The sequence below is a fragment of the Flagellimonas amoyensis genome (assembly GCF_003058265.1).
GTDB lineage: Bacteria > Bacteroidota > Bacteroidia > Flavobacteriales > Flavobacteriaceae > Flagellimonas > Flagellimonas amoyensis.
Map to the genome: position 1 here is coordinate 308,590 of NZ_QBUK01000003.1, position 22,956 is coordinate 331,545.

The following is a 22,956-nucleotide window of genomic DNA, read 5'->3' on the forward strand; positions in this document are numbered from 1 at the left end:
TACTTTAAAGGGTTTCGCATTCAAATCGTTCTTTCTTGCTTTGGACGGGCGTGCGGGTCTTTCCACCATTTTTCTTTTCGTTCAGCATCATGCCGATCAATTGGTTTCTTTCCTTTTTCACGGATTCCCGTAGCATTTGGTCCTTTTCCAGGTCAAAATAGACTTTGCCTTCGATCAAGGTTTTTTCTGCTTTGGCATATACGGATAGCGGATGATCGCTCCAAAGTACCATATCGGCCTCTTTACCTTCTTGGATACTGCCTACACGGTCGTCCAAATGCAACAATTTGGCAGGGTTAAGGGTGACCATCTTCCAAGCCTCGATTTCGGACATGCCTCCATACTTGACGGTTTTTCCTGCCTCTTGGTTCAGCCTTCTGGACATTTCGGCATCGTCACTGTTGATGGCGACGGTGATTCCTTGGCTCGCCATGATGGCGGCATTGTAGGGAATGGCATCGTTCACTTCGTATTTGTAGGCCCACCAATCGCTGAAGGTGGAACCTCCAACTCCGTGCTCGGCCATTTTATCGGCCACTTTATAGCCTTCCAGGATGTGGGTGAAGGTGTTCATGCGGAAGTTGAACTTTTCCGCCACCTTCATCATCATGTTGATTTCACTCTGAACATAGGAGTGGCAACTGATGAACCTTTCCCCATTGAGGATTTCGGCAAGGGTTTCCATTTCCTCATCGTAGCGGAAGGGCTGTCCACTCTTCTTTTTGACATCATATTCCTTGGCCCGTTGGAAATAGTCGGTATAGAGCTGTTCCACGCCCATACGGGTCTGTGGAAAACGGGAAAAACTGTTCCAGTTGGACTGTTTCACGTTCTCGCCCAGCGCAAATTTGATGAATTTTGGTGCATTGGGGAATACTAATCCATCTGCATTTTCACCCCATTTTAGGCGTAGGATGGCAGAACGGCCCCCAATCGGGTTGGCAGAACCGTGCAATAATTGAATGGTGGTGACGCCACCGGCAAGGTTTCTGTAGATGTCCATGTCCGTTGGGTCGATGACATCTTTCATGCGTACTTCCGCGGAAGAGTTGTGTCCTCCTTCGTTGATGGCCAATGCGGCAATATGCGAATGCTCATCAATGACCCCGGCGGTAAGGTGCTTTCCAGTGGCATCCACCACGGTGGCCCCTCCTGCGCGAAGGTCTTTACCTACCTTGTCTATTTTACCATTTTTGACCAATACATCGGTGTTTTCCAAAATGGCTTCCCCGGTCCATACCGTTGCATTCTTGAAAAGGATGTTCTCCTGTTTCGGTTTTTCCTTGAATCCAAAACCTACATTGGGGTAGGAGAGTGCCACCAATTCTGGCTCTTCGCTACTCTTGTCTTCGGATTTTTCCTCAAAGGGAGATGTTTTGGTCAAACTGGCCATGGTCTCGTTCCCATTGGGGAGTACCATCTTGCCGCTAATGGCGTTCGAGCCTGGGGCAACACGGGCAATCATACGGTAAGAACCGATATTGTCCTCTGAAAAGGAAAGATTCAACCAGTTGTCGGAGAAGTCCAGCTTGGAATCGATCTTATCATCCCCTTTCTTCAATTCGGCCTTGGGCTTGTCTATGGAGCCGGTAAGGGCCACGGAATAGGTGTTGCCGTTCACGCTGAGGTCATAATTCCCTCGGATGTCCACCAAGTCCATGGATTGGATGATGTTCTTGGTTCCCTGTACCCAGTTTTCGTAGAGGATGGTACCTTCGTCAAAAATTTCACCGGAAGTGATCAAGAAGTTCGCCTGACTGCCGGTTTGTAGAGATCCTATTTGGCCGGACATGCCCAAAATGCCTGCGGGCACTGTGGTCAGTGCTTCCAAAGCCTTGGTCTTGGAAAGCCCGTACGTGATGGCCTTGGCCAATTTTTCCTTCAGGTCGGAAGGGGACTTCAATTCGTGTAGTGTGATGGAAAATTCCACCCCATTTTCAGCCAATACCTTAGGGTTGGATGGTGCCAAGTTCCAATGCCTCATATCCTTGAGGGCGATGAATTCGGCCTGATAGGGATTGGATACGTCGAAGGCATCTGGAAAATTCAAGGGAAGGATCAACTTGGCCTTGGTGGCCTTGATGTCCTCAATGCGTTCATATTCATCGCCTCCGCCCAAAATGGCGTATTGGATGCCGAACAGGTCCCCGATCTTATCGGCCCGTAGTACATTTCCATTGTCACCGGCAGCAAAAATCTGGGTAAGGCCCTTGTTGGCTGCCAAAGCTTCCAGTGAGCGGTCCTTGGTGTCCACATTGCCTTTGTTGTACCAGTCCAGATCATAGTACAATTGTCTCATCAAGGCCATGGCCCCCATGAGGGAACCGGGGTAGGATTGTCTTTTGGCTACGCTTTTTTGAAAGGAAAAGTATTGCGCGGATTTGTCCGAAAGGATTCTTTGGGCCTCGGTTCCAGCGTCGTTCAGTGCGACCAGTAGTCCCGTTCCCCTTGCAATACCGTCCTGGATATGGGTGTTCACTGTCCCAAAACCTGCTTTTCGGAGCTCTTCGGCTTTTTTGGAGTCGTAGGAGAAGCTGTTCACGGCATTGTTCTCTGGCATGATGTGGTCGTTCCAATAGAACCCTTCTCGCTCCGGGCCATATTGTGCAGACCTTCCTGCATTATTTGCCCTTTCGGGCGCCTTTACCCCAAAATTCGAAAAAATGTCCACAAAGGAAGGGTATATGGACTTCCCGTCAAGGTCTTGGATCACGGCATTCTTGGGAATGCTCACGGACTTGCCTACCTGCACTACCTTTCCGTTCTGGATCAGTAGGGTCCCTTTTTCAATGACCTGTGTGGGTGTCACGTGGATCTTGGCATTCGTGAATGCCGTGTAGTTGTTGTTCTTTGTCTTTACACCATCATTTGTTGGAAAATAATCTTGTGCGAACAAAGAAATACCGCCCCAAAAGAAGGACAGCGCCAAGAGTTTAATTTTCATAAAGTTGAATTGAATTAGTTTAGTGGTCTAAATATAAAGGAAGTGTGCAGACCCCACAAGTTTCAGTCATGCTTCCCAAGGCGTTTTTGGTGGTTGATCATCAACCCAACGACCGAGTTGTAACTTTTGATTCCCTCTTTTTGGTTGTTCGCCTTCAAAAAAGTGTTGAACAGGGCCTTGAAGACCGGCTCCATGGGATTTTCATATTTTTTCCAAAAATCTGCCAATTCCTTATAATTTTTTTTCACGCCGGGGTGAAGAGCGTTCAAAATTTCATTGTATTTGACTTCATCTTTTTGGTATAGATCCACAAGGCAGTACCCCAATGCATGGTTATACGCTGCATATTTGAAGTAAGGGTCGTCGCTTTGCGATGTGACCAAAAAACCTATGAAATTAGTGGCATCCTCGGCGGAATAGCCCAATTGGTGCCCCACTTCGTGCCCGCTCACGGCAGGCAGCCGGAACAATGGCGTCAGACCGTTCACCTGGGCCTCGTTCGTGAAGGGGTTGAGGTAACCCCCATATCCCATATAGGTTAGGGGAAGACTGTAGATTGATGATTTCAGGCTGGGAGTTTCGTAGTTGAAGCTAGGGTATGTTTGGTTTAAAAGATGATAGGCATCCTCTGTTTTGGTGAAAATTTCCCTTTTGGTATAGGGAATATGCACAGGGGAAAGGGTATCTCCGGTAATCTCGTTTTGGTACTGGTTGGCCCTCTCTGCCAGATATTCGGTGAAATCCACCAATTCGTCAAGTGTATACTCACGTGCTATGCCCAACCGCCATGTGATGGGCTGTCGGTAATAGTTGAGTCCCCAGAGCAAATGGAACGCAAAATAGGCAATGGAGAATACCACCAAGATGTCTTTGAGAAAAAAAAGCGGTCGTTTTTTGATGGTCTTCCAATGGCGGTAACAGTACCTGATGGCCATCACGGTCAAGGCGGTATAGACCAGGTCCCCAACCGAAAAGGGAATCCATCCGAAAAGGGTACGCAACAATCCGGAGATATAGGGGTATACTCCATTACTGTAATAATTCTCGACAAAGAGGGGATAGCTTCCCATCCATTTGACCAATATAATTTGGATTGGAAGCGCAATGGCAAGGATAGTTTTCGTTTTTTGTCCCATCAATATAAAGCGAAAATAGGTGCGACCATAAATGGAAAAGCCGTACGGAAAAGTACGGCTTTTTTTATGTTCAATAGTTGGTTTTTATTCTTGGATTCCCACAATCTCTAGGTCAAAGACCAATGTGGAGCCTCCGGGAATGGGGCCATAGTCATTGTCGCCATATCCCAAATGCGGAGGGATGAACAAACGTATTTTGTCCCCCACTTTCATGGTGAGCAGTCCTTCCCTAAAGCCTGCCGCCAATTGGGCATCCGGGCTGTAATCCATAGGGTAGGGGCTGTATAGGCCACGATCTCTTTTGCCAGGGTTCACTTGGTTGAACTTTTCGGCAATTTCCATAATGTTGGTGTCGAACAGTTCGCCATTGGCCAACCAGCCGGCATAGTTCACCATTGCTTTTTGGCCTAGTTTAGGCTGTTCGCCATCCCCTTCATTCAGTTTGACTATTTTCAGTCCGGAAGGGGTCTCTTCGGCATTGGCCATTTGTGAAGTAAATTCGGCGACCCAATCCTCTTTCATTTTTTTGAAAGCGGCCTCAACTGCCTTTTCTTCTTCAAAATAAGCGTTCATTACCTGTATGGCATCAAATTTTTTGGCCTCCTTGCCATTTCGGACAATGGCCACTTTGTTCATCACCACATCCACTTTGGGTCTGTCGCCAGGTCCAGTTTCCGTGTTGGCGATGGAGTCCACCACTTCGATTCCCTTGACCACTTCCCCAAAAACGGTGTGCTTGCCGTTCAGCCATGGAGTTTCGTTGTGCGTGATGAAAAACTGGCTGCTATTGGTTTTTGGGCCTCTGTTGGCCATGGAGATGATGCCTTTTTTGGAATGTGTCAAGGAGTCATGGATCTCATCTTTGAACGTATATCCGATATTTCCACTGCCTGTTCCCGAAGGGTCACCGCCTTGGATCATAAAATCTTTGATCACCCTGTGGAAAACAATGCCGTCATAGAACTTTTTTTCTTTGTACTCGTCATTCACAAAGGGGTTGTTCCCTTCTGCCAAGGACACGAAGTTGGCCACAGTGACCGGGGTCTTTTCGTATTCCAGTTTGATGATGATGTCCCCTTTGGTCGTCTGGATATCGGCATAGATACCATCTCCCAAATCAGCATGCTGGCTGGATTTGCACCCCAAAATGACCAAGGAGAACAGGGTTATGATGTAAAGTGATTGTTTCATTTGATGTATGGATTTTAGTTTAAACTGTCTTTATGGATAATGATCGTATGTAGTTCCACCGAAGATTTCAATGGCGTCCGCGGGCCGATGGCCTTATTGTCCCCTTGATAGCCATAGGCCTGCAATGAGGGGAATATAAATGTGGCCTTCTCGTTGATTTTGAGTAGTTTCACCGCATTTTGGAGCCCCGGGAACAATTGCTGCTTGTCCACCACATGCGATGTTGGGCCAATTTGCTCGGCGGTATAGATGGTGTCGTTTTGCAACGACATCAGATTATAGGAAAACAAGATTTGGTCCTCTGATTTGGGCAAATAGGTGGCCGTATCGTTTTTTGTTTCAAAATAGTACCAGAAACCATTGGGACTGGAGCTATATTCGTGAAGCGTGTCCTTGGCCATGAGTTCTTTGATCATTTCCTCTTCCTTGGCCAACAATTGTTTGCTTCGTTCTATGGATTCCTTGTAGAAGCTGCCGGATTTTACTTCCACGGGTTTTCGTGGTTCAGGGCCTTTGCAGCTTGCAAAAGCGATTACGGCTATGCATAAAAGGACAATTCTCATGGGTTCAATCGGCTTTTATAGGTTTTCAGGATGGCATTGAACTGTTCGATGGTCTCTTCCATGCCCAGGTCACTTTTGCCACCTGCGGCATTGTCGTGCCCGCCCCCTTGAAAATGCTTTCGGGCAAATTCGTTCACCGAAAAGTCACCCACGGAACGTAGGGAGATTTTGATAATGCCTTCTTCCTTGTTTTCAATAAAGATCAATGCAAAAACAATCTCCTCCAAGGTAAGTCCATAATTCACAAATCCTTCCGTGTCCCCTTTCTTGAAATCATGGGCATCCAGTTCGTTCTGCGTTAGGGTGATGTATGCCGTCCGATATTCGGGCAAGATAACCATATTGCTCAGGGCTACGCCCAACAAATGCAATCTGGAAGGCGAATTGGTATCGAACACCTGTCTGTGGATTTCCATGTTCTCTGCGCCCCTGTCTATCAGCTCCGCCACTACGCGGTGGGTTTTGCTCGATGTGGACCGGTACTTGAAGGAACCCGTATCGGTCATGATGCCCGTGTAAAGGTTAGTGGCAATTTCCTTGGTCACCTGCTCGGCTCCGCCCAAAAAAGAGATGAAATTATAGACCATCTCGCAGGTGGAGCTCATGCTGACATCGGAATAGGTCACCTTGGCATAATCACCAGGTTGCTGGTGATGGTCTATCATGATGAAATCGGCCTTGGCCTGCCTCAGTGCGGATTCCATCTGTCCAACCCTGGACAGGTCGTTGAAATCCAAAGTGAAGATCAAGGAAGATTCATCCAACAATCGCTGGGCCCTTTGGGTCTCCCATTCGTAATTGATGACCGTCTCGTTGCCGGGCATCCATTTCAGGAACTTGGGGTAATCGTTAGGGGCAATTACATGGGCCGTGTGGCCCATTCCCTTCAAAAACCCATAGAGTGCCAAGCAAGAGCCGATAGCATCGCCATCGGGGTTTTTATGAGGAACGATCACAATTTTTTGAGGCTGGGAAAGTATCGACTTTACTGTCGTGATATCCGCTGAATTCATGCGGCCAAATATACAATAATATAATATAGAGGTAACTGGCAATATCCTTATTTTTGAACCTCTAAACACTGACGATGAAGCACACTTCCGTTTTGCTGGTCCTTGTGGTCCTTTTTATGGGATGCAAAAGGAAAGATGGGAAACAACCATTGGAAAAAGAAAAGCAACGGCCTGATTTTGTGGTGGCCTTTGGCTCCTGCAACATGCCCCAGGAACCCAACCCGTTTTGGGACGATGTACTGGTCGAAAACCCGGATGTCTGGGTTTGGGGAGGTGATATTGTCTATGCCGATACGGACGATGTGGACAGGATCAGGGCCATTTATGCGATGCAGGATACGGTGCAGGGCTATGCCCGATTGAAGGCAGAGGTTCCCATTATCGGGACTTGGGACGATCATGATTTTGGGCTGAACGATGGAGGCTCCGGATTTGCCGTGAAAAAGGAAAGTCAGCAGGTGTTCTTGGATTTTATGGGAGTGCCTTCGGACAGTGAGCGAAGAACCCGCGAAGGAGTCTATGCCTCGCACGAATTTGAACTACCTGAGGGAAAAGTGAAGATCATCGTTTTGGATATCCGATATTTCCGAAGTGACCTGATCAGGGACGAAGACCCCAAAAGAAGGTATAAGCCCAATATCGAGGATGGGGCCACCATACTCGGGAATGTCCAATGGGACTGGTTGCAGGGCGAGTTGGCCAATTCCGATGCGGATTTTAACCTGATCATGTCCAGTATACAGATATTGTCCGGGGAGCACGGTTTTGAGACTTGGGGCAATTTTCCGCATGAGGTCGAAAAATTGGAAACCATGATTGTGGAATCAGGGGCGAAGGGGGTCATCATTTTGTCCGGGGACCGTCACATCTCTGAATTTTCAAGGAGCACTGTCACTGGATTGCCCTATCCCTTGGTGGATTTTACGAGCAGTGGGCTCACCCATTCCTATGCATCCTTCAGTGGGGAACCTAATAGCTATAGGGTAGGTGAGGTGGTTTCCGATAAAAGTTACGGGATCATCGACCTAAATTTCAAGGATAAAGAAGCCCACATGAAGATCATGGGCGATAACGGAGCTGTGCTTCAGGAGTTAAAACAAACCTATTAACACTTGTCCGTTGTTCCAAAAACTGTACTTTTGCGCAAAATTTAAAGAAAATGACGGGAAATAGAACGTTTACCATGATCAAGCCAGATGCTGTTGAAAACGGATACATCGGCGCGATTTTGGAAAAAATAACGGCTGCCGGATTTAAGATCGTGGCCATGAAGTACACCCAATTGAGCCAAAGGGATGCCGAGGAATTCTACGGTATCCACAGAGAGCGTCCTTTCTTTGGTGAATTGGTAGAGTTTATGACCAGGGGTCCCATTGTGGCCGCCATATTGGAGAAGGACAATGCCGTTGATGATTTTCGTGCCTTGATCGGTGCCACCAACCCGGCCGAAGCCGCCGAGGGGACTATCCGTAAGTTGTATGCAGCCAGCATCGGTGAGAACGCCGTTCACGGATCGGACAGTGATGAGAATGCCGCCATTGAAGGTGCTTTCCATTTTTCGGGAAGGGAAGTGTTCTAATTTGAACCAAAGATATCAAGAAGAAGCCGCTCCATTGGAGTGGCTTTTTTTATTGGAAAATAGCAGCAGTTCCGCATGGCTTCCCTTCGGCGTCACTTTTCCAATTTCTTGGAGCCCCAATTTCATCAGTAATTGGCGGGATCGATCATTGGATGGAAGGACAATGGCGAGCACTTCATCAAAATCCAATTGGGATCGGGAATGTTCCAAAAGTGCTTTGCCGGCCTCCAACATCAAACCTTTTCCTTCATGATCTGGCAATAGGGCGAAACCGATGTCCGGATGATCCAGATAGTCGCGTTTCAAGAATCCGCAAAGGCCTATCGGGACCATGGATTCCTTTAAGCAGAGCTTATGCAGTCCAAAACCGTGTGTCTGGTAGGAATCCATCAGACTTTTCTGGATATAGTTTTCCGCCTCTTCCATCGTATATATTCCCTTGTCCCCAATAAATTGGATCCATGTAGGGCTGTTCAGCAATTCCAAAATGAATGTGGCATCGGAAAGTTCTGCTTCTGAGATGACGAGCCGTTCTGTGGATAGGATGACTTTCATGAGTGTTGAAGGATCAAGATCAACGAAGCACCAATTTCTTGACCAGTTCCCGACCCAGTTCCTCATTGATCATGGAAATGATCTTGGTCTTGCCCAAACTGAGTTCTTCCCGGAGCACGGAGGAGGAAAGCGAGACGTAGAGTGTCTCGTTCTTGAGTTCCACGGCCGTAGTGTAGTTGTTCACCCCATTGCCCATCTGATTGGTCCATGCCTCGCGGGCATCCACCTTGTCCATGCCTTTTTGGAGCTTGTTTTCCTTGATGAACTCGTTCAAGGCTTCGCTCAGTGGCAGATGGGAGTTGTTCCGTTTGGCCATTACTTCGGAATTTGGATAGGTTGGAACCGCTTGTAGGAATAGGTGACCCCTTCTTCGTTGGTCACCGAAAACGAAAGGGAATCCGCGGACACCAATTTTTCCTCCCATTCGCTGAACTCATTTTTGTAGCGCAGCGTATAGGTCTCTTGGTTTGCCGATACGGTGAAGAACTCCGTATCGTTCGAGGTGTCGTAGGAGCCATCAAACTGGGGCTGCATCTTTTTGCGGAACCCTTCGCCATCCTTCAATTTGATGAAATCGATGCTGGGGTTGACCGAGTACTGCTTTTTGGAGCCATCCGGAAATTCCACTTCGGCAATCTCCCAATATCCGTTCAGATACTGTAGGTCCGCCTCGGCCACAGCGGTTTTTTTGCAGCCCATGAGCATCAATAGCAATATAAAAGGAAAAATCTGGCGCATGTTACAAGGTAAAGATTTTATAGCTCTGATGGATGGTTTTTACCACATTTTCCGTGCGCTCCGCATGCGTGTCGCTGATGAAGATCTGACCGAAATTGTCGTTCTTCACCAAGCCCACAATATGGGAGACCCGGTTCTCGTCCAGTTTGTCAAAAATATCATCCAGCAACAGGATGGGCGTGGTGTTCGCCTGTTCCTTGATGAAATGGAATTGGGCCAGTTTCAGGGCGATCAAAAAGGATTTCTGTTGGCCTTGGCTCCCGAATTTTTTGATGGGATGTCCCGCGATCGTAAAGTCCAGGTCGTCCTTGTGCACTCCCACCGAAGTGTATTGCAGGGCACGGTCTTTCTCCACATTGTCCTCCAAAAGTTTCAAGAGTGGACCTTCGGAGAGCGGGCTTTCGTAGGAGAGCATGATCTGTTCTTCCTTTTCCGAGATATGACTGTACTGCTCCTTGAAAATGGGCACAAAAGCGGACATGAATTCCTTACGTTTTTTGTGGATCTCCGTCCCCAGTCCATGCAATTGTTCGTTATAAATGGAAAGGGTGTTCGGGTCAAAGGTGCGATTGGCCACAAAGTATTTCAACAGGGAATTGCGCTGTACCAAAACCTTGTTATACTTGATGAGGTTCTGTAGATAAACTTTGTCCGATTGTGAAATAACGCCGTCCATAAACTTCCTACGGGTTTCGCTGCCCTCAAGGATAAGGTCGCGGTCCGAAGGGGAAATGATCACCAAGGGCAAAAAGCCAATATGCTCGGAGAACTTTTCGTAGGGTTTTCCATTGCGTTTGATGACCTTTTTGGTCCCTTTTTTGAAGCTGCAGATGATTTTTTCCGTTTTTCCCTCCTTTTCAAACTCACCTTCCACCACAAAAAAATCAGTGTCGTGTTTGATGTTCTGTGTGGCCACCGGATTAAAATAGCTCTTACCGAAACAGAGGTGGTAAATGGCATCCAGAATATTCGTTTTTCCCACGCCGTTATCGCCCACCAAGCAGTTGATGACTGGGTCGAACTCCAGGGTCTTGGAGTCGAAGTTTTTGTAATTGACTAAAGATAAATGTCTTAAAAACATAAAAATCTAAAGGGACAAAGTGGGTTTTTCTGATCGGTATTCCGTTAAGGGTTCCAAAAATAACGAATAAATTACCTTTTGGTTTTGGATAAAAACTTTATTTTTGCGCGACCAATTAAATGACGGATGGCAACATACAAGAAGAGAGGCTTTAAGCCAAAAAATAAGGCAGAAGAAGCTCAGATAGAAGAACACGAGAGCACAACGGCGGAAGTGTTCAACACGCTGGACGAAGGTGCATCACGCACCGAGGCATGGGTACAAAAGAACCAAAACTATATTTTGGGGGTCATTGGAGCCGTTGCCATTGGGGTGCTTGCCTATTTGGGTTACCACCAGTTCATCCAAAAGCCCAAAGAGGCTTCTGCGGCCAACGAGCTTTTCTACCCACAACAATATTTTGACCAAGCATTGAACAGCGAGACCGAAAAGGACTCCCTGTTTACATTGGCGCTCAACGGTGCCGAGGGTAAATATGGTTTCTTGGATATCATTGAGGAATACAGCGGGACCAAAGCGGCCAATTTGGCCAAATATTCTGCTGGAATGACCTATTTGAACCTTCAGCAATACGATGAGGCCATTTCCCATTTGGAAAGCTTTTCATCCGAAGACGATATCATGGGAGCCATGGCCAAAGGCGGGATCGGTGATGCTTTTTCACAGTTGAACCAGTCCGAAGATGCTTTGGATTACTACGAAAAGGCCGTTGCCCATAGCGAAAATGAGTTCACCACACCAAGATTTCTATACAAGGCAGGAGTGGTTGCCATGGAATTGGGACAAAAAGACAAGGCATTGGGATATTTTGAGCGCATCAAGGAGGAGTATCCGAACGCCCAAGAAGCCAATGGCGTCGAAGCCCTGATCGGAATGGCCCAAAACTAAACTATGGCCACAGCGAACAAAAATTTATCCACTTACGATAAAAACAAAATCCCAAATGCGAAGGACCTTCGGTTTGGGATTGTTGTTTCGGAATGGAACGGAGAGATTACCGGAGCCCTTTGTGAAGGGGCCAAAGAAGCCCTTTTGGATTGTGGGGCACTTCCCGAAAACATATTGGTGTGGGATGTTCCCGGCAGTTTTGAGCTCACTTTTGGCTGCAAAAAAATGATGGATACCCAAAAAGTGGATGCCGTCATCGCCATAGGCAGTGTCATCCGTGGGGAGACCAGTCACTTCGATTTTGTGTGCAGTGCCACGGCGCAGGGCATCAAAGATCTGAACGTGGCCTATGACGTTCCTGTCATTTTCTGTGTCCTGACCGATGACAATCTTCAGCAGGCCAAGGACAGGAGTGGGGGCAAACACGGCAATAAGGGCACGGAAGCGGCCATAGCGGCCATCCAAATGGCAGTATTGGGGAAATAATAAGCTCAAGTACAAGTATCAAGTTCAAGAACATATATGGGCTGTCTTCTATCAAGTTAACTTTTGGATGGTTGGATTGTTGAACTTGAAACTTTAACTTGTACTTGAGCTTATCTCTCCCCTGTTAACATTTTTTGGCAGCACCGTCCAACGCCTTTTTTCTATTTTGAGTACCTTTGAGGTGATACGGAGAAGGATGTTATGCGAAACCCCTTAAAACTTAGGAAAAATAAATCATTTGATTATTCACCGCGCTACTACAAGGGGGAGGGCAATCCGTATAAAATAGAACACAAACTGGATAAGTTTCGAAGTACGGCACATACCAATAGAGGGCTCAAGAATAAGTTTTCATCGGCAATGGACGATCTGAAAACAGAAGGGGACAAGAACCTGAAACTGCGCCTTCTCATTATTGTGGGCATATTGGTGTTGTTGTTCCTTTTTATCATCGACTTCGACCTATCGATATTCCTGAATCCCTAATGGCTGACATCATCAAACTTTTGCCAGACCATGTTGCCAACCAGATTGCAGCAGGGGAAGTGGTCCAACGGCCTGCTTCGGTGGTCAAGGAACTCTTGGAAAATGCCATCGATGCCGGTGCCAAGGTCATCAAATTGATCATCAAGGATGGCGGAAAGACCCTCGTCCAAGTGGTCGATGATGGTGTTGGGATGAGTGAAACCGATGCCCGATTGTCGTTTGAGCGTCACGCGACTTCCAAAATATCCTCTGCGCAGGACCTGTTCAATTTGCAGACCAAGGGTTTCCGAGGTGAGGCCCTGGCCTCCATTGCGGCCATTGCCCATGTGGATATGCATACGCGGACGGCATCCAATGAGGTGGGTACACACATAAAAATAGAAGGGAGTAAAATTGTTTCCCAAGAGGTTGTGGCATCCCCAAAGGGGACTTCCATTTCAGTGAAAAACCTCTTCTTCAATATACCCGCAAGACGAAATTTTTTGAAATCCGATCAAGTGGAACTCCGTCACATCACCGATGAGTTTCATAGAGTGGCCTTGGTGCACCCGGATATCGAGTTCCATTTCTACAATAATGGTTCGGATATCTTCAACCTGCCATCGGCAAAGCACCGTCAGCGCATTGCCCATATTTTTGGCAGCAAAATGGACGGTCGATTGGTGCCTGTGCAGGAGGAAACGGAGGTGGTCAAAATCTCAGGATTTGTCTGTAAGCCCGAATTTGCCAAGAAGAGCAGGGGCGAACAGTTCTTTTTTGCCAATGGCAGATTCATCAAAAGTCCGTATTTGCACCATGCCGTGGTCGCCGCATTTGAAGGTTTGATCAAATCGGATCTGTACCCGGGCTATTTTCTGTACTTGCAAGTGGACCCGTCTTCCATCGACATCAATATCCACCCCACAAAAACAGAAGTGAAGTTTGATGACGAGAACACGCTATATGCCATTCTCCGATCGACCATAAAGCATAGCTTGGGACAGTTCAATGTGGCCCCGGTACTTGATTTTGAGCATGACCCTAATCTGGACACGCCCTATTCGTACAAGGAAAAGGGGGCGACCTTGCCCAAGGTTACCGTGGATGCCAGTTTCAATCCCTTTCAGCAAACGACAGAGCGAAGAAACACGGGTGGTGGAACCTATCAAAAAACCAGCGTCAAGGGTTGGGAGGGGCTGTACGAAGGACTGGAAAAAAGCACCGATATTGAAGGTTTCAGCAGTGTGGTCATCGAATCGGAAAGTGACGAGCAGGGCACTTTGTATCCGGAAGACGGGACAGGGCATTTGGCCTCCACGTTTCAACTTCGACGAAAATATGTGGTGAGCACGGTGAAGTCCGGAATGCTCGTTATCCATCAAAACAGGGCACATGAACGCATCCTTTTTGAAAAATTTTTAGGGGAGATCACGGTGAAGGAAGGTTTGAGCCAGCAACTGTTGTTTCCCATGGAACTGACCTTCAACAAGCAGGAGCTGGTCGTTCTGAACGAGATCAAGGAAAGCCTGACAAACATCGGTTTTGCCTTTGAAAGTCTGGAACAGGAGACTGTAAAAGTGACAGGTGTGCCTTTGGTCGTCCCCGAAAGTGGGATTGGCACGGTATTGGACCGCCTCATCGCAGATTATACGGAAGGGTTCAGTGACGGTTCCGTTTCGCAGGCAGAGGTCTTGGCCAAAGTGCTTTCCAAGAACTTGGCGGTACGGACCGGCGAGGTTTTGGACCAAGAATCGCAGTTGGCCCTTTTGGACAACCTGTTCGCATGTAAGGAACCCTCTTTGAGTCCGTTCCAGAAATTAACGTACACTATTATCTCCGAAGGGGATATCGATAAAAAATTCAGTTAGATGGGTAGAATGACCGAGGCAGTAAAGCATTTGTTGATCGTTAACGTGATCTTGTTTTTTGCCACACAACTATATGGGGATCAGATGTACCAATGGATGTCGCTCTGGTTTCCCAAGAACAACAACTTTCAATGGTGGCAAGTGGTCACCCATATGTTCATGCACGGTAACCTGATGCACATTGTGTTCAACATGTACGCCTTGTGGGCCTTTGGAACGCCTTTGGAGCAGGTATGGGGAAAGGGAAAGTTCCTGTTCTTCTATTTTTCCGCTGGATTGGGGTCCGCTGCACTGCATACCGGCGTAAATTATTTCCTTTTCAACGAAGGATTGAGTGCTTTGGAAGGAGCTGGCATTGTCAGGACTCAGGTTTTGGATATTTTGGTCAATGGGCAATACAGTCCTGGTTGGTATGATTTGGCCCCTAAAAGTACGATAGATGCCATGCTGACTGCATTCAACACTCCGGTAGTAGGCGCTTCGGGAGCTATTTACGGTATTTTAGTGGCATTTGCCTTTATGTATTCCGAGGCCAAGTTGATGCTCATCTTCCTGCCCGTTCCCATCAAGGCAAAATATTTTGTGCCCATACTGATCGCAGTGGATCTGATTTTTGGTATAGGGAACGTGAACACGGGAGTGGCACACTTTGCGCATATCGGTGGTGCCCTGATTGGTTTTATAATGATGTGGTACTGGAAAAAGAACCAGTTCAACAATAGAAGATGGGATTGATCTATGACGAATGGCGGACTTCAATATCAATTTGCCCGACTCAGCATTGCTGAGAAACTGATTGTTGTCAATGTCCTGATCTTTATTCTGGACGGATTGTCAACAGCCTTGTTGGGCCATTCGGTGTCCCACTGGTTCCACTTGCCCAAGGACTTTTTGGAATTTGTAGGGCAACCATGGTCTTTGGTCACCTACTCTTTTTTTCATGCGGGATTGGGGCATATCTTTTGGAACATGCTCATGCTCTATTTTGCGAGTCGCATCTTCCTGAACCTTTTTGACGCCCAAAAGTTCATCAACGTATATTTTTTGGGTGTCATTGTGGGAGGATTGGTCTTTCTGCTCAGTTACAATGTATTCCCGACCCTGTTGAACACCAATACTGCGTTGATCGGCGCATCGGCAGGGGTGACGGCCGTGCTGATCTTTGTCTGTGCGTATATCCCAAATCAAGAGGTCAGGGTGATTTTCTTCAACATCAAATTATGGTATGTTGGGGTGTTCTTCGTTCTGGTGGATTTGATCCAGATACCTTATGGTGGAAATATTGGGGGGCGTTTGGCCCATTTGGGCGGTGCTTTTTTGGGCTATATGTATGCCCGACAATTGCTCAATGGCAATGATATTGGTGCTGGGTTCACCAAGCTGAGGAATTCCATCGGGCAACTGTTCAAACCAAAGGAAAAAAAGGCCTCGATGAAGACCGTGTATAGAAAAAACACTGCCGCGGACAGTCAGGCAGATTATGATAGGCAGGCCAGGCAGCGCAAAATCGATACCATTCTGGACAAGATCAGCAAGTCGGGCTACGAGAGTCTGTCCAAAGAGGAAAAAGACTTTTTGTTTAAAGCAGGTAAGGAAGATTGATGTATAAAAAAATCACCATCAATGCTGGATAGGATAATTCTCGGCATCAATATTTTGATTGCCCTTTTATTGGGCATCATATCCATTTTTTCCTTTTTGCCGTTCCAGCCAATACCTGTTCTCTCGGTGTTGAGCCTCTTCGTACCTTTTCTTTTTATCCTTAATTTGTTGTTTTTGCTCTATTGGTTGTTCAAAAAAAGGAAAAGAGCAGTTTATTCCATATCGGCATTGCTCATAGGATATATCTCCTTTGGATTTTTCTATGGATTTGGAGATAATGATCAGGTGGAGGCAAAGACCACTGATCTGAAGATAATGACCTACAATGTTTGGGGCTTCAATAAGAACGGATGGATCAAGCAACCTGGCATTGGTGACAGTATAATCAATTTTGTAAAGGAAAAAGACCCAGACATCCTTTGCATCCAAGAGCACAATAGAATTCGCCATCGCCAATTGCGCCAATATCCTTACAGAAGCGAAACTCCCTACTCAACTGGGCGGACCACCCAAGCGATTTTCTCAAAATATCCCATAGTGGGAAATGGTTCGCTGGATTTGCCAGGAACGATCAATAATATTATTTATGCTGATATTGCCCATGGAAAGGACACAATACGGGTATATAATATCCATTTGCAATCATTCAGTATTGTGCCGAGTGCAGCTTCCTTTTCGGATGGGGACAAGTCTGAAAAAGCGTACAGGCGTTTGGTGAACACCTTCACCAAGCAACTGGAACAGGCAAAAATTTTTAGGGAACATATTGAGAAGAGTCCTTTTACGAACATTGTATGTGGAGATTTCAATAACACCCAATTTTCAAATATCTATAAAATGGTCAGGGGGAATCTGCAAGATACTTTTTTGGAGAAAGGAGAAGGGTTTGGACGAACCTATGATCTCTTCAGGACCCCGATCCGGATAGACTATATCTTGACGGATCCCGATTTGGAAATCTTGGATCATGAAAATTTCGATAAAAAACTGTCCGATCATTACCCTGTGATGGCCACGCTACGCCTCAGTTCACATCAATAGACAGTCCAGCATGTCCGCCACAATGTGGATGATGAGCGCTAGACCAATGATCCTAGTGGGTTTGAAAAAGGGTAGGATGCAATACACCATTATGGCCCAATAGCTGTGCAAGGGATGAAAACCGATACTGCAACGGTTTGGGTCGAATAACGGCTCTGCCAACAGATGGTCCACATCGATAAGAATGCCTGCCAACAAGATCAAGGCAATTTGCAGTCGATTCCCCTTGAAAAACCAAACGGCAATAAGAATGGGCACCAGAAAATGGATGCCATAATGGACCACGTGCCTAAGCATGGGGAAAATCCAAAGATTGGTTCTTTAAGTAGGTAAGGGCATTGGTGCCCTCATTGAACAAAAGGTCCAATATGCTCAGGTCGGGGATAAAGCCATGACGATCATCGAACACTTGTGGGTAAGGTTCCAAGTGTATTTTTCCTTCTCGTTTGGCCTCTGCCAAAAAACGGGTGTCTATTAGTTCGGTCGGATCCACTTGGAATTTCTCGGTCTTGGCCGTGGGCATTTCCACGCCCAAACAGTTGACGACCACCTCGATGGTCTTTAGGTTGAACTCGAACAAAGAGACGTCGGTTCCTTCATACAGCGGTCTTATCTCATCTTCATAGAACTCAAAGAAAGGGGATGTCCTGTAGGCTGTTTCCAAGGTGCGCCAGTGTTGTTTTTTCCAGGGATAGCTGTTGTCCATTTCCACATCGGCGTATTTTTGCCTGCCCTCATCACCACCAACATGTTTGATGGGAATGTTGAGCATGTGTTTTCCTTTGTCCGTACAGATGTAGCACCGGTTTCGGTAGGTCTGCTTCTGAAAATTGTCCTTGGCTTCCCAGACCACATCATTTTGGACCATGGCGGCAAAAGAGGCCACGTTCGGAAAATAGGTGGGGTGGAGCAATATTTTCAAAGGAAACGGATTAAGGGTTATTCAGCCTTTTTCTTTTTTCGCTTTCGGAAGAAATCAAAAACAAACCATCCAACCAACAAGATCAGAAAATATTTGAGGTAGGAAACAGGTTCCCCGCTACCGCCCACAGTGGTGAAGACACGCTCCCATCTGGGTTTCCAATTGGCGATGCCTTCCGTGAAATTGTCAAAGCTCATCCAAAGAAAGACAGGTTTGCCCACAATATGGTCTGCAGGGACATAGCCCCAGGTTCTACTATCCTCGGAGTGGTCACGATTGTCCCCCATCATCCAGTAATAATCCTGTCTGAAGGTATAAGAAGTGGCTTCTTGTCCATTGATCAGCACTTTCCCTCCTGTGACCTCGACATCGTTGTGCTCGTAATCCCTGATAATTTTTTTGTACAAGGGAATCGTCCTGGAATTGATTTCCACCGTGGTTCCCGCTTTTGGAATGTAAATAGGTCCAAAATTGTCATTGTTCCACGGATAGAGGTTGGGTTTTTGCGGAAAGGAGCCGCCGTAAACACCTTTGGGGTCCAGTGTCATCACTACGGAATCAATGGCTGGGTTTTGACGCAATTTTTCCACCATTTCGGTAGTCATATTGGCAATTCGGGAAAGGGGCTTCTCCTCGGTCAGGGAAAGCCTTGATTGTCGGATGACTTCTGTTGGGATTCCCTTTTCTTCAGTGATCAGCTCTATTTTTCCATCTTTAGTACGATTGGCTCCCATGGCATAAGGGGCCAGGGCATTGTACTGTGCTTCGCTTATGGTCGTGGCAATATACTTTCGCAAATAGTCCGATGCATCCACTTCTTCCAAATAACGGCTGGATACGCCATTTTTGGCATATATTTCATAATTGTACATGGGTTTGGCCCTGTCCGAAAGCTGTAGTTTTTTTCCATTGATGTGTACAAAGCCATCAACCACGGAAAGGGAATCCCCTGGGGTGCCCACACAACGTTTTACGTAATTGGATTTTTTGTCGATGGGCTTTTTGACGGCCTTTTCGGCCCTGAAAAATTGGTACAGGGTATCCGAGGGCAGACTAAAGACCACAATATCGTTCTTCTTCACTTCTTCAAAACCGGGCAATCGCATGTAGGGCAATTGCAGTTTGTTGATCCAGGAAGTCTTGGCGGTCTCGGGGTCCACATCGGCCAAGTAAGACCTTGTCTTGAGAACGGGAAGTGTATCGTGTACCATTGGGGCGGCCAAGGTGGTCATGGGCACTCGGGCACCGTAATGGAACTTGCTCACAAAAAGGAAGTCCCCGACCCGGAGGGTGCGCTCCAATGATCCCGTCGGAATCACATAAGGCTGGATGAAATAGGTGTGCACCAAGGTTGCGGCCACAATGGCAAAGACAATGGAACTGACCCATTCGCCCAGACCGGTTTTGGGCTTCAGGCTACGGTCTTCGATGTAGGTGACATTTTCAGCGTAATTGATGTAGTAGATGTAGAATCCAAGCGTGAGGATCACCAACCAAGTGTGCAGCAAGGAATTCTTGCCAAAACTTCGGATGGTCTCCACCCAAACCACGGGGAACATCAATAAATTGATGATGGGGATGAACAACAAGATGACCCACCACTTGGGCCTGTTGATGATCTTCATCAATACGATCCCGTTATACACGGGAATGGCGGCTTCCCAAGCCTTTCGTCCTGCTTTTACATATAGTTTCCAAGTACCCAAAAAATGGATGATCTGGATGATCAAGATAAAAATGATCCACTGTGTACCGTCCATATAAAGTTTTCTTTGTTAGACTAAATGCCTAAATTGTTGTTACGTTTTTTAGCTTAGGTTTAACACGTCCTTCATGGAAAAGACACCTGTTTTACCTTGGATCCATTCCGCTGCGATCACGGCCCCAAGGGCAAAACCCTGTCTATTGTGTGCCGTGTGCTTTATCTCGATGCTGTCCACATCACTTTCGTAGCAGATGCTATGGGTGCCGGGCACCATGCCTTCCCGTATTGATGTTATGGGAATGGTTGTATCACCTGCGGTGTCCAGTTTCCAATCCCTGTACGAAGAGTTCCCAATGATCCCTTCCGCCAAGGTGATGGCGGTCCCGCTGGGTGCATCCAGTTTTTGGGTATGGTGGATCTCCTCCATGGAAACCTTGTACTGCTCCAATTGGGCCATCATTTTGGCCAAATACGAATTCAGTTCAAAAAAGATGTTCACGCCCAAACTGAAATTGGATGCGTAGATAAAGGCACCTTTGTTTTCTGTGCACTGCTCCACGGCTTCATCGTAGCGGGACAACCATCCCGTGGTGCCACTGATGACCGGAACACCGTTTTTGAAACAGTTGGTGATATTTTCAAAGGCGGCATCGGGCGTACTGAAATCTATGGCAACGTCCATGGCGCCATAATCCACATCTGCCGTGCCGACGTCTATTTTTGCCACTATGGTATGGCCCCTTTCTTGGGCGATCTGTTCAATCATCTTACCCATTTTGCCATAACCGAACAAAGCAATGTTCATACACTAAAATTTTACGACCAAGGCCATTCCATAATTGGGCTGGTTGGTCACGGGGTTTACATCTATATAAGGTTGAAAATCAACCGCGAGATTGTCATCGACGTTATATTGTTTTAGGTGGGCGTCCACATTGGCGTCTATGATGTTAAAGGCATAGAGCGCAATGGTGATCACGAGGGCCAAGTCCCTATCTCTTTGGGTATTCTCCTGTGCTCCCTCCAAAGCCTCATCGGAAATACGACCAAAAAATTCATCGTCGGTAAAGCCTGCCAATCGTCGCTTGAAGGCGTTTCTGGCTCTTTTGTATTCGGTGTTGTTATAGGAATACACGTAGATTCCAGTGCCAATGGCACCCCAGACAATAGGGGCTTTCCAGTAGCGTTTGTTGTAGATCTGTCCAAGACCGGGAAGTACCGCCGAGTAGAATGCGGCTTTGCTGGGAGCAAGTGGATTCACGCTCTCCCTTTTGGTCACTTCCTCAAAAGTGATGCCTTCGCCTTCCATATTTTGGGCCAGGGAATCCACTTCTTGGGGTTGGGGTTCTTCCTTGCCTGTTTCCTCTTTTTCTTGGGAAAGACCAATGTGCAGAAACAACAAGGCAAAGAACAAAAAGAGGAGGTTTTTATTCACCTGTCAACAATTTTTTTATTCGCTTGAATTCCTCTTCAGAGTGGAAAGGAATCACAATCTTGCCCTTTCCGTTGCTGGAGGCGGAAATGTCCACTTTTGCGGAAAGGTGTTCTTTGATGGCTTCAATGCTTTTGGATACAAATCCGGGAACATCCTTGCTGCCTTTTTTCTTCGGTGCCCCCGTTTGGCTTTCGGGCTCCTTGTAGGCTTTCACCAATTGTTCTGTATCGCGGACGGAAAGGCCATCGGAAACAATTTTTTCGTAGATGGAGATCTGGTCCTTTTTCTTGTCGATGTTGATGAGCGCCCTACCGTGTCCCATGCTGATGAACCCGTCCCTCATCCCTGTTTGGATGATGGGGTCCAGTTTCAACAGACGAAGGTAATTGGTGATGGTGGAACGTTTTTTTCCTACACGATCGCTCAGTTTTTCTTGGGTAATCTGGATCTCATCGATCAGTCGCTGATAGGAAAGTGCTATTTCAATGGGGTCAAGGTCTTGCCTCTGGATGTTTTCCACCAAGGCCATTTCCAAGGATTCTTGATCGTTGGCGATGCGGATGTAGGCAGGAATGGTCTCCAGTCCGACCAGTTTGGAGGCACGGTACCTTCTCTCCCCGGATACCAGCTGGAATTTGTTGAAATCCAGTTTTCTAACGGTGATGGGTTGGATGATGCCCAATTCCCGAATGGAACTGGCCAATTCCTCAAGAGCTTCATCGTTGAAGTTGGATCGGGGCTGGAACGGGTTCATCTCTATGGATTCGATGTCCAGTTCCACCACATTTCCTATCACCTTGTCCGCATTTTTGTCCGAAACGGATTGGATATCGTTCTCGGGATCTTTCAATAGGGCGGACAGGCCTCTTCCCAAAGCCTGCTTTTTAGTTGCTTTCGCCATTTAAACTTTCTCCTTGTTTTTCTTCAAAATTTCATTGGCCAAGTTAAGGTAATTGGAGGCACCTTTGCTGCTGGCATCATATTTTATGATGCTCTCTCCATAACTTGGGGCTTCACTCAGTCTCACATTTCTTTGGATGATGGTGTCGAACACCATATCGGCAAAATGTTTTTTCACTTCTTCCACAACTTGGTTGGACAAGCGGAGCCTGGAATCGTACATGGTCAGTAGCATACCCTCGATGTCCAGGTCGTTGTTATGTATTTTTTGTACGCTTTTTACGGTATTCAACAGCTTACCAAGACCTTCCAGCGCAAAATATTCGCATTGGATGGGAATCATGACAGAATCTGCCGCAGTAAGGGCATTCAGGGTCAAAAGGCCCAGGGATGGGGCACAATCGATCAAGACAAAATCATATCGGTCACCAAGGTCCTTTAGGGCTTCTTTCATCATGTATTCCCTATTGTCCTTGTCCACCAGTTCTATTTCGATGGCCACAAGGTCAATGTGTGCGGGAACTAGATCTACATTGGGGGAATCTGTCTGGATGATGACCTCGTCCACGCTCATGGTATGTTCCAAAAGTTGGTAGGTGCCATATTCCACGGAATCCACATCGATGCCAAGGCCAGATGTTGCATTGGCCTGGGGGTCGGCGTCGATCAACAATACTTTCTTTTCCAATACGCCAAGGGAGGCTGCAAGGTTTACCGTAGTGGTCGTTTTGCCCACACCGCCCTTTTGGTTCGCGATAGCAATAATCTTGCCCATTTCATAGTAAGTTAGGTGCTAAAAATACGATTATTTAAGATGCCAGAAAATGTATTTTGTTAACAAGGG

General features: G+C 46.9%; 25 protein-coding genes. 9 read left to right on the forward strand and 16 right to left on the reverse strand.

The window, feature by feature from the left end:
- Positions 1 to 4 precede the first annotated feature (4 nt).
- The 5 genes from DB398_RS06155 to DB398_RS06175 all read right to left on the reverse strand — a co-directional run bounded on the left by DB398_RS06155 (position 5) and on the right by DB398_RS06175 (position 6,847).
- A complete protein-coding gene (locus DB398_RS06155) occupies positions 5 to 2,944 on the reverse strand; it encodes an amidohydrolase family protein (RefSeq protein ID WP_108423517.1) in 2,940 nt (979 codons plus the stop codon).
- Between the two features lie 62 nt (positions 2,945 to 3,006).
- Positions 3,007 to 4,014 carry a DUF3810 domain-containing protein gene (locus tag DB398_RS06160; RefSeq protein WP_234416091.1) on the reverse strand — a complete coding sequence of 336 codons (1,008 nt, stop codon included), beginning with the start codon at positions 4,012 to 4,014 and terminating at the stop codon, positions 3,007 to 3,009.
- Positions 4,015 to 4,164: 150 nt separating this feature from the next.
- Complete coding sequence (locus DB398_RS06165) at positions 4,165 to 5,271, reverse strand: peptidylprolyl isomerase (protein ID WP_108423519.1); 1,107 nt, start codon at positions 5,269 to 5,271, stop codon at positions 4,165 to 4,167.
- Positions 5,272 to 5,285: 14 nt separating this feature from the next.
- Positions 5,286 to 5,834, reverse strand: coding sequence for a gliding motility-associated peptidyl-prolyl isomerase GldI (gene gldI, locus DB398_RS06170; RefSeq protein WP_108423520.1), 549 nt, complete (start codon positions 5,832 to 5,834; stop codon positions 5,286 to 5,288).
- Complete coding sequence (locus DB398_RS06175; RefSeq protein WP_108423521.1) at positions 5,831 to 6,847, reverse strand: DHH family phosphoesterase; 1,017 nt, start codon at positions 6,845 to 6,847, stop codon at positions 5,831 to 5,833. Before DB398_RS06175 ends, gldI begins: the two co-directional genes overlap by 4 nt.
- 74 nt (positions 6,848 to 6,921) lie before the next feature.
- Between DB398_RS06175 and DB398_RS06180 the strand changes: the two genes are divergently transcribed.
- Both DB398_RS06180 and DB398_RS06185 read left to right on the forward strand, forming a co-directional pair.
- Positions 6,922 to 7,956: an alkaline phosphatase D family protein gene (locus DB398_RS06180; protein ID WP_108423522.1), complete on the forward strand. Its 1,035-nt coding sequence runs from the start codon at positions 6,922 to 6,924 to the stop codon at positions 7,954 to 7,956.
- 50 nt (positions 7,957 to 8,006) lie between these two features.
- Positions 8,007 to 8,426: a nucleoside-diphosphate kinase gene (locus DB398_RS06185; RefSeq protein ID WP_108423523.1), complete on the forward strand. Its 420-nt coding sequence runs from the start codon at positions 8,007 to 8,009 to the stop codon at positions 8,424 to 8,426.
- A 15-nt stretch (positions 8,427 to 8,441) separates the two neighbouring features.
- Here DB398_RS06185 and DB398_RS06190 read toward each other — a convergent pair whose 3' ends face one another.
- From DB398_RS06190 to recF, 4 genes are read right to left on the reverse strand one after another with little or no spacing between them, the layout of a single operon-like run.
- Positions 8,442 to 8,981: a GNAT family N-acetyltransferase gene (locus DB398_RS06190; protein WP_108423524.1), complete on the reverse strand. Its 540-nt coding sequence runs from the start codon at positions 8,979 to 8,981 to the stop codon at positions 8,442 to 8,444.
- Positions 8,982 to 9,000: 19 nt separating this feature from the next.
- Entirely contained in the window at positions 9,001 to 9,297 is a 297-nt protein-coding gene (locus DB398_RS06195) for a DciA family protein (protein WP_108423525.1), read from the reverse strand.
- The gene (locus DB398_RS06200) at positions 9,297 to 9,719 is read right to left on the reverse strand and encodes a hypothetical protein (RefSeq protein WP_108423526.1); all 423 of its coding nucleotides are present in this window, start codon (positions 9,717 to 9,719) and stop codon (positions 9,297 to 9,299) included. Before DB398_RS06200 ends, DB398_RS06195 begins: the two co-directional genes overlap by 1 nt.
- Position 9,720: 1 nt before the next feature.
- A complete protein-coding gene (gene recF / locus DB398_RS06205; RefSeq protein ID WP_108423527.1) occupies positions 9,721 to 10,800 on the reverse strand; it encodes a DNA replication/repair protein RecF in 1,080 nt (359 codons plus the stop codon).
- Between the two features lie 126 nt (positions 10,801 to 10,926).
- Here recF and DB398_RS06210 point away from each other — a divergent pair, with 126 nt between their 5' ends.
- The 7 genes from DB398_RS06210 to DB398_RS06240 all read left to right on the forward strand — a co-directional run bounded on the left by DB398_RS06210 (position 10,927) and on the right by DB398_RS06240 (position 17,150).
- Entirely contained in the window at positions 10,927 to 11,688 is a 762-nt protein-coding gene (locus DB398_RS06210; RefSeq protein WP_108423528.1) for a tetratricopeptide repeat protein, read from the forward strand.
- A gap of 3 nt (positions 11,689 to 11,691) precedes the next feature.
- Positions 11,692 to 12,174 carry a 6,7-dimethyl-8-ribityllumazine synthase gene (gene ribH / locus DB398_RS06215; protein ID WP_108423529.1) on the forward strand — a complete coding sequence of 161 codons (483 nt, stop codon included), beginning with the start codon at positions 11,692 to 11,694 and terminating at the stop codon, positions 12,172 to 12,174.
- A gap of 201 nt (positions 12,175 to 12,375) precedes the next feature.
- Positions 12,376 to 12,660: a riboflavin synthase subunit beta gene (locus tag DB398_RS06220; protein WP_108423530.1), complete on the forward strand. Its 285-nt coding sequence runs from the start codon at positions 12,376 to 12,378 to the stop codon at positions 12,658 to 12,660.
- Positions 12,660 to 14,507: a DNA mismatch repair endonuclease MutL gene (mutL, locus tag DB398_RS06225; RefSeq protein WP_108423531.1), complete on the forward strand. Its 1,848-nt coding sequence runs from the start codon at positions 12,660 to 12,662 to the stop codon at positions 14,505 to 14,507. The genes DB398_RS06220 and mutL overlap by 1 nt, the downstream gene beginning before the upstream one ends.
- Positions 14,508 to 15,242, forward strand: a complete 735-nt coding sequence (locus DB398_RS06230) for a rhomboid family intramembrane serine protease (protein ID WP_108423532.1) — start codon at positions 14,508 to 14,510, stop codon at positions 15,240 to 15,242.
- A 3-nt stretch (positions 15,243 to 15,245) separates the two neighbouring features.
- The gene (locus DB398_RS06235) at positions 15,246 to 16,109 is read left to right on the forward strand and encodes a rhomboid family intramembrane serine protease (protein ID WP_108423533.1); all 864 of its coding nucleotides are present in this window, start codon (positions 15,246 to 15,248) and stop codon (positions 16,107 to 16,109) included.
- A gap of 21 nt (positions 16,110 to 16,130) precedes the next feature.
- Positions 16,131 to 17,150 carry an endonuclease/exonuclease/phosphatase family protein gene (locus DB398_RS06240; RefSeq protein WP_108423534.1) on the forward strand — a complete coding sequence of 340 codons (1,020 nt, stop codon included), beginning with the start codon at positions 16,131 to 16,133 and terminating at the stop codon, positions 17,148 to 17,150.
- Here DB398_RS06240 and DB398_RS06245 read toward each other — a convergent pair.
- The 7 genes from DB398_RS06245 to DB398_RS06275 are packed head-to-tail and all read right to left on the reverse strand — an operon-like array spanning position 17,139 to position 22,887.
- Positions 17,139 to 17,447 (reverse strand): DUF6122 family protein, encoded by a 309-nt coding sequence (locus tag DB398_RS06245; protein ID WP_108423535.1) that lies wholly within the window; start codon positions 17,445 to 17,447, stop codon positions 17,139 to 17,141. The genes DB398_RS06240 and DB398_RS06245 overlap by 12 nt on opposite strands.
- Positions 17,440 to 18,072 carry a WbqC family protein gene (locus tag DB398_RS06250; RefSeq protein ID WP_108423536.1) on the reverse strand — a complete coding sequence of 211 codons (633 nt, stop codon included), beginning with the start codon at positions 18,070 to 18,072 and terminating at the stop codon, positions 17,440 to 17,442. Before DB398_RS06250 ends, DB398_RS06245 begins: the two co-directional genes overlap by 8 nt.
- A gap of 17 nt (positions 18,073 to 18,089) precedes the next feature.
- Positions 18,090 to 19,832, reverse strand: coding sequence for a signal peptidase I (gene lepB, locus DB398_RS06255; protein ID WP_108423537.1), 1,743 nt, complete (start codon positions 19,830 to 19,832; stop codon positions 18,090 to 18,092).
- Positions 19,833 to 19,880: 48 nt separating this feature from the next.
- Positions 19,881 to 20,582, reverse strand: a complete 702-nt coding sequence (dapB, locus tag DB398_RS06260; protein WP_108423538.1) for a 4-hydroxy-tetrahydrodipicolinate reductase — start codon at positions 20,580 to 20,582, stop codon at positions 19,881 to 19,883.
- Between the two features lie 3 nt (positions 20,583 to 20,585).
- Entirely contained in the window at positions 20,586 to 21,212 is a 627-nt protein-coding gene (locus tag DB398_RS06265) for a DUF5683 domain-containing protein (protein ID WP_199913355.1), read from the reverse strand.
- Entirely contained in the window at positions 21,205 to 22,113 is a 909-nt protein-coding gene (locus DB398_RS06270) for a ParB/RepB/Spo0J family partition protein (protein WP_108423539.1), read from the reverse strand. The genes DB398_RS06265 and DB398_RS06270 overlap by 8 nt, the downstream gene beginning before the upstream one ends.
- Positions 22,114 to 22,887, reverse strand: coding sequence for a ParA family protein (locus DB398_RS06275; protein ID WP_108423540.1), 774 nt, complete (start codon positions 22,885 to 22,887; stop codon positions 22,114 to 22,116).
- Between the last annotated feature and the right edge of the window lie 69 nt (positions 22,888 to 22,956).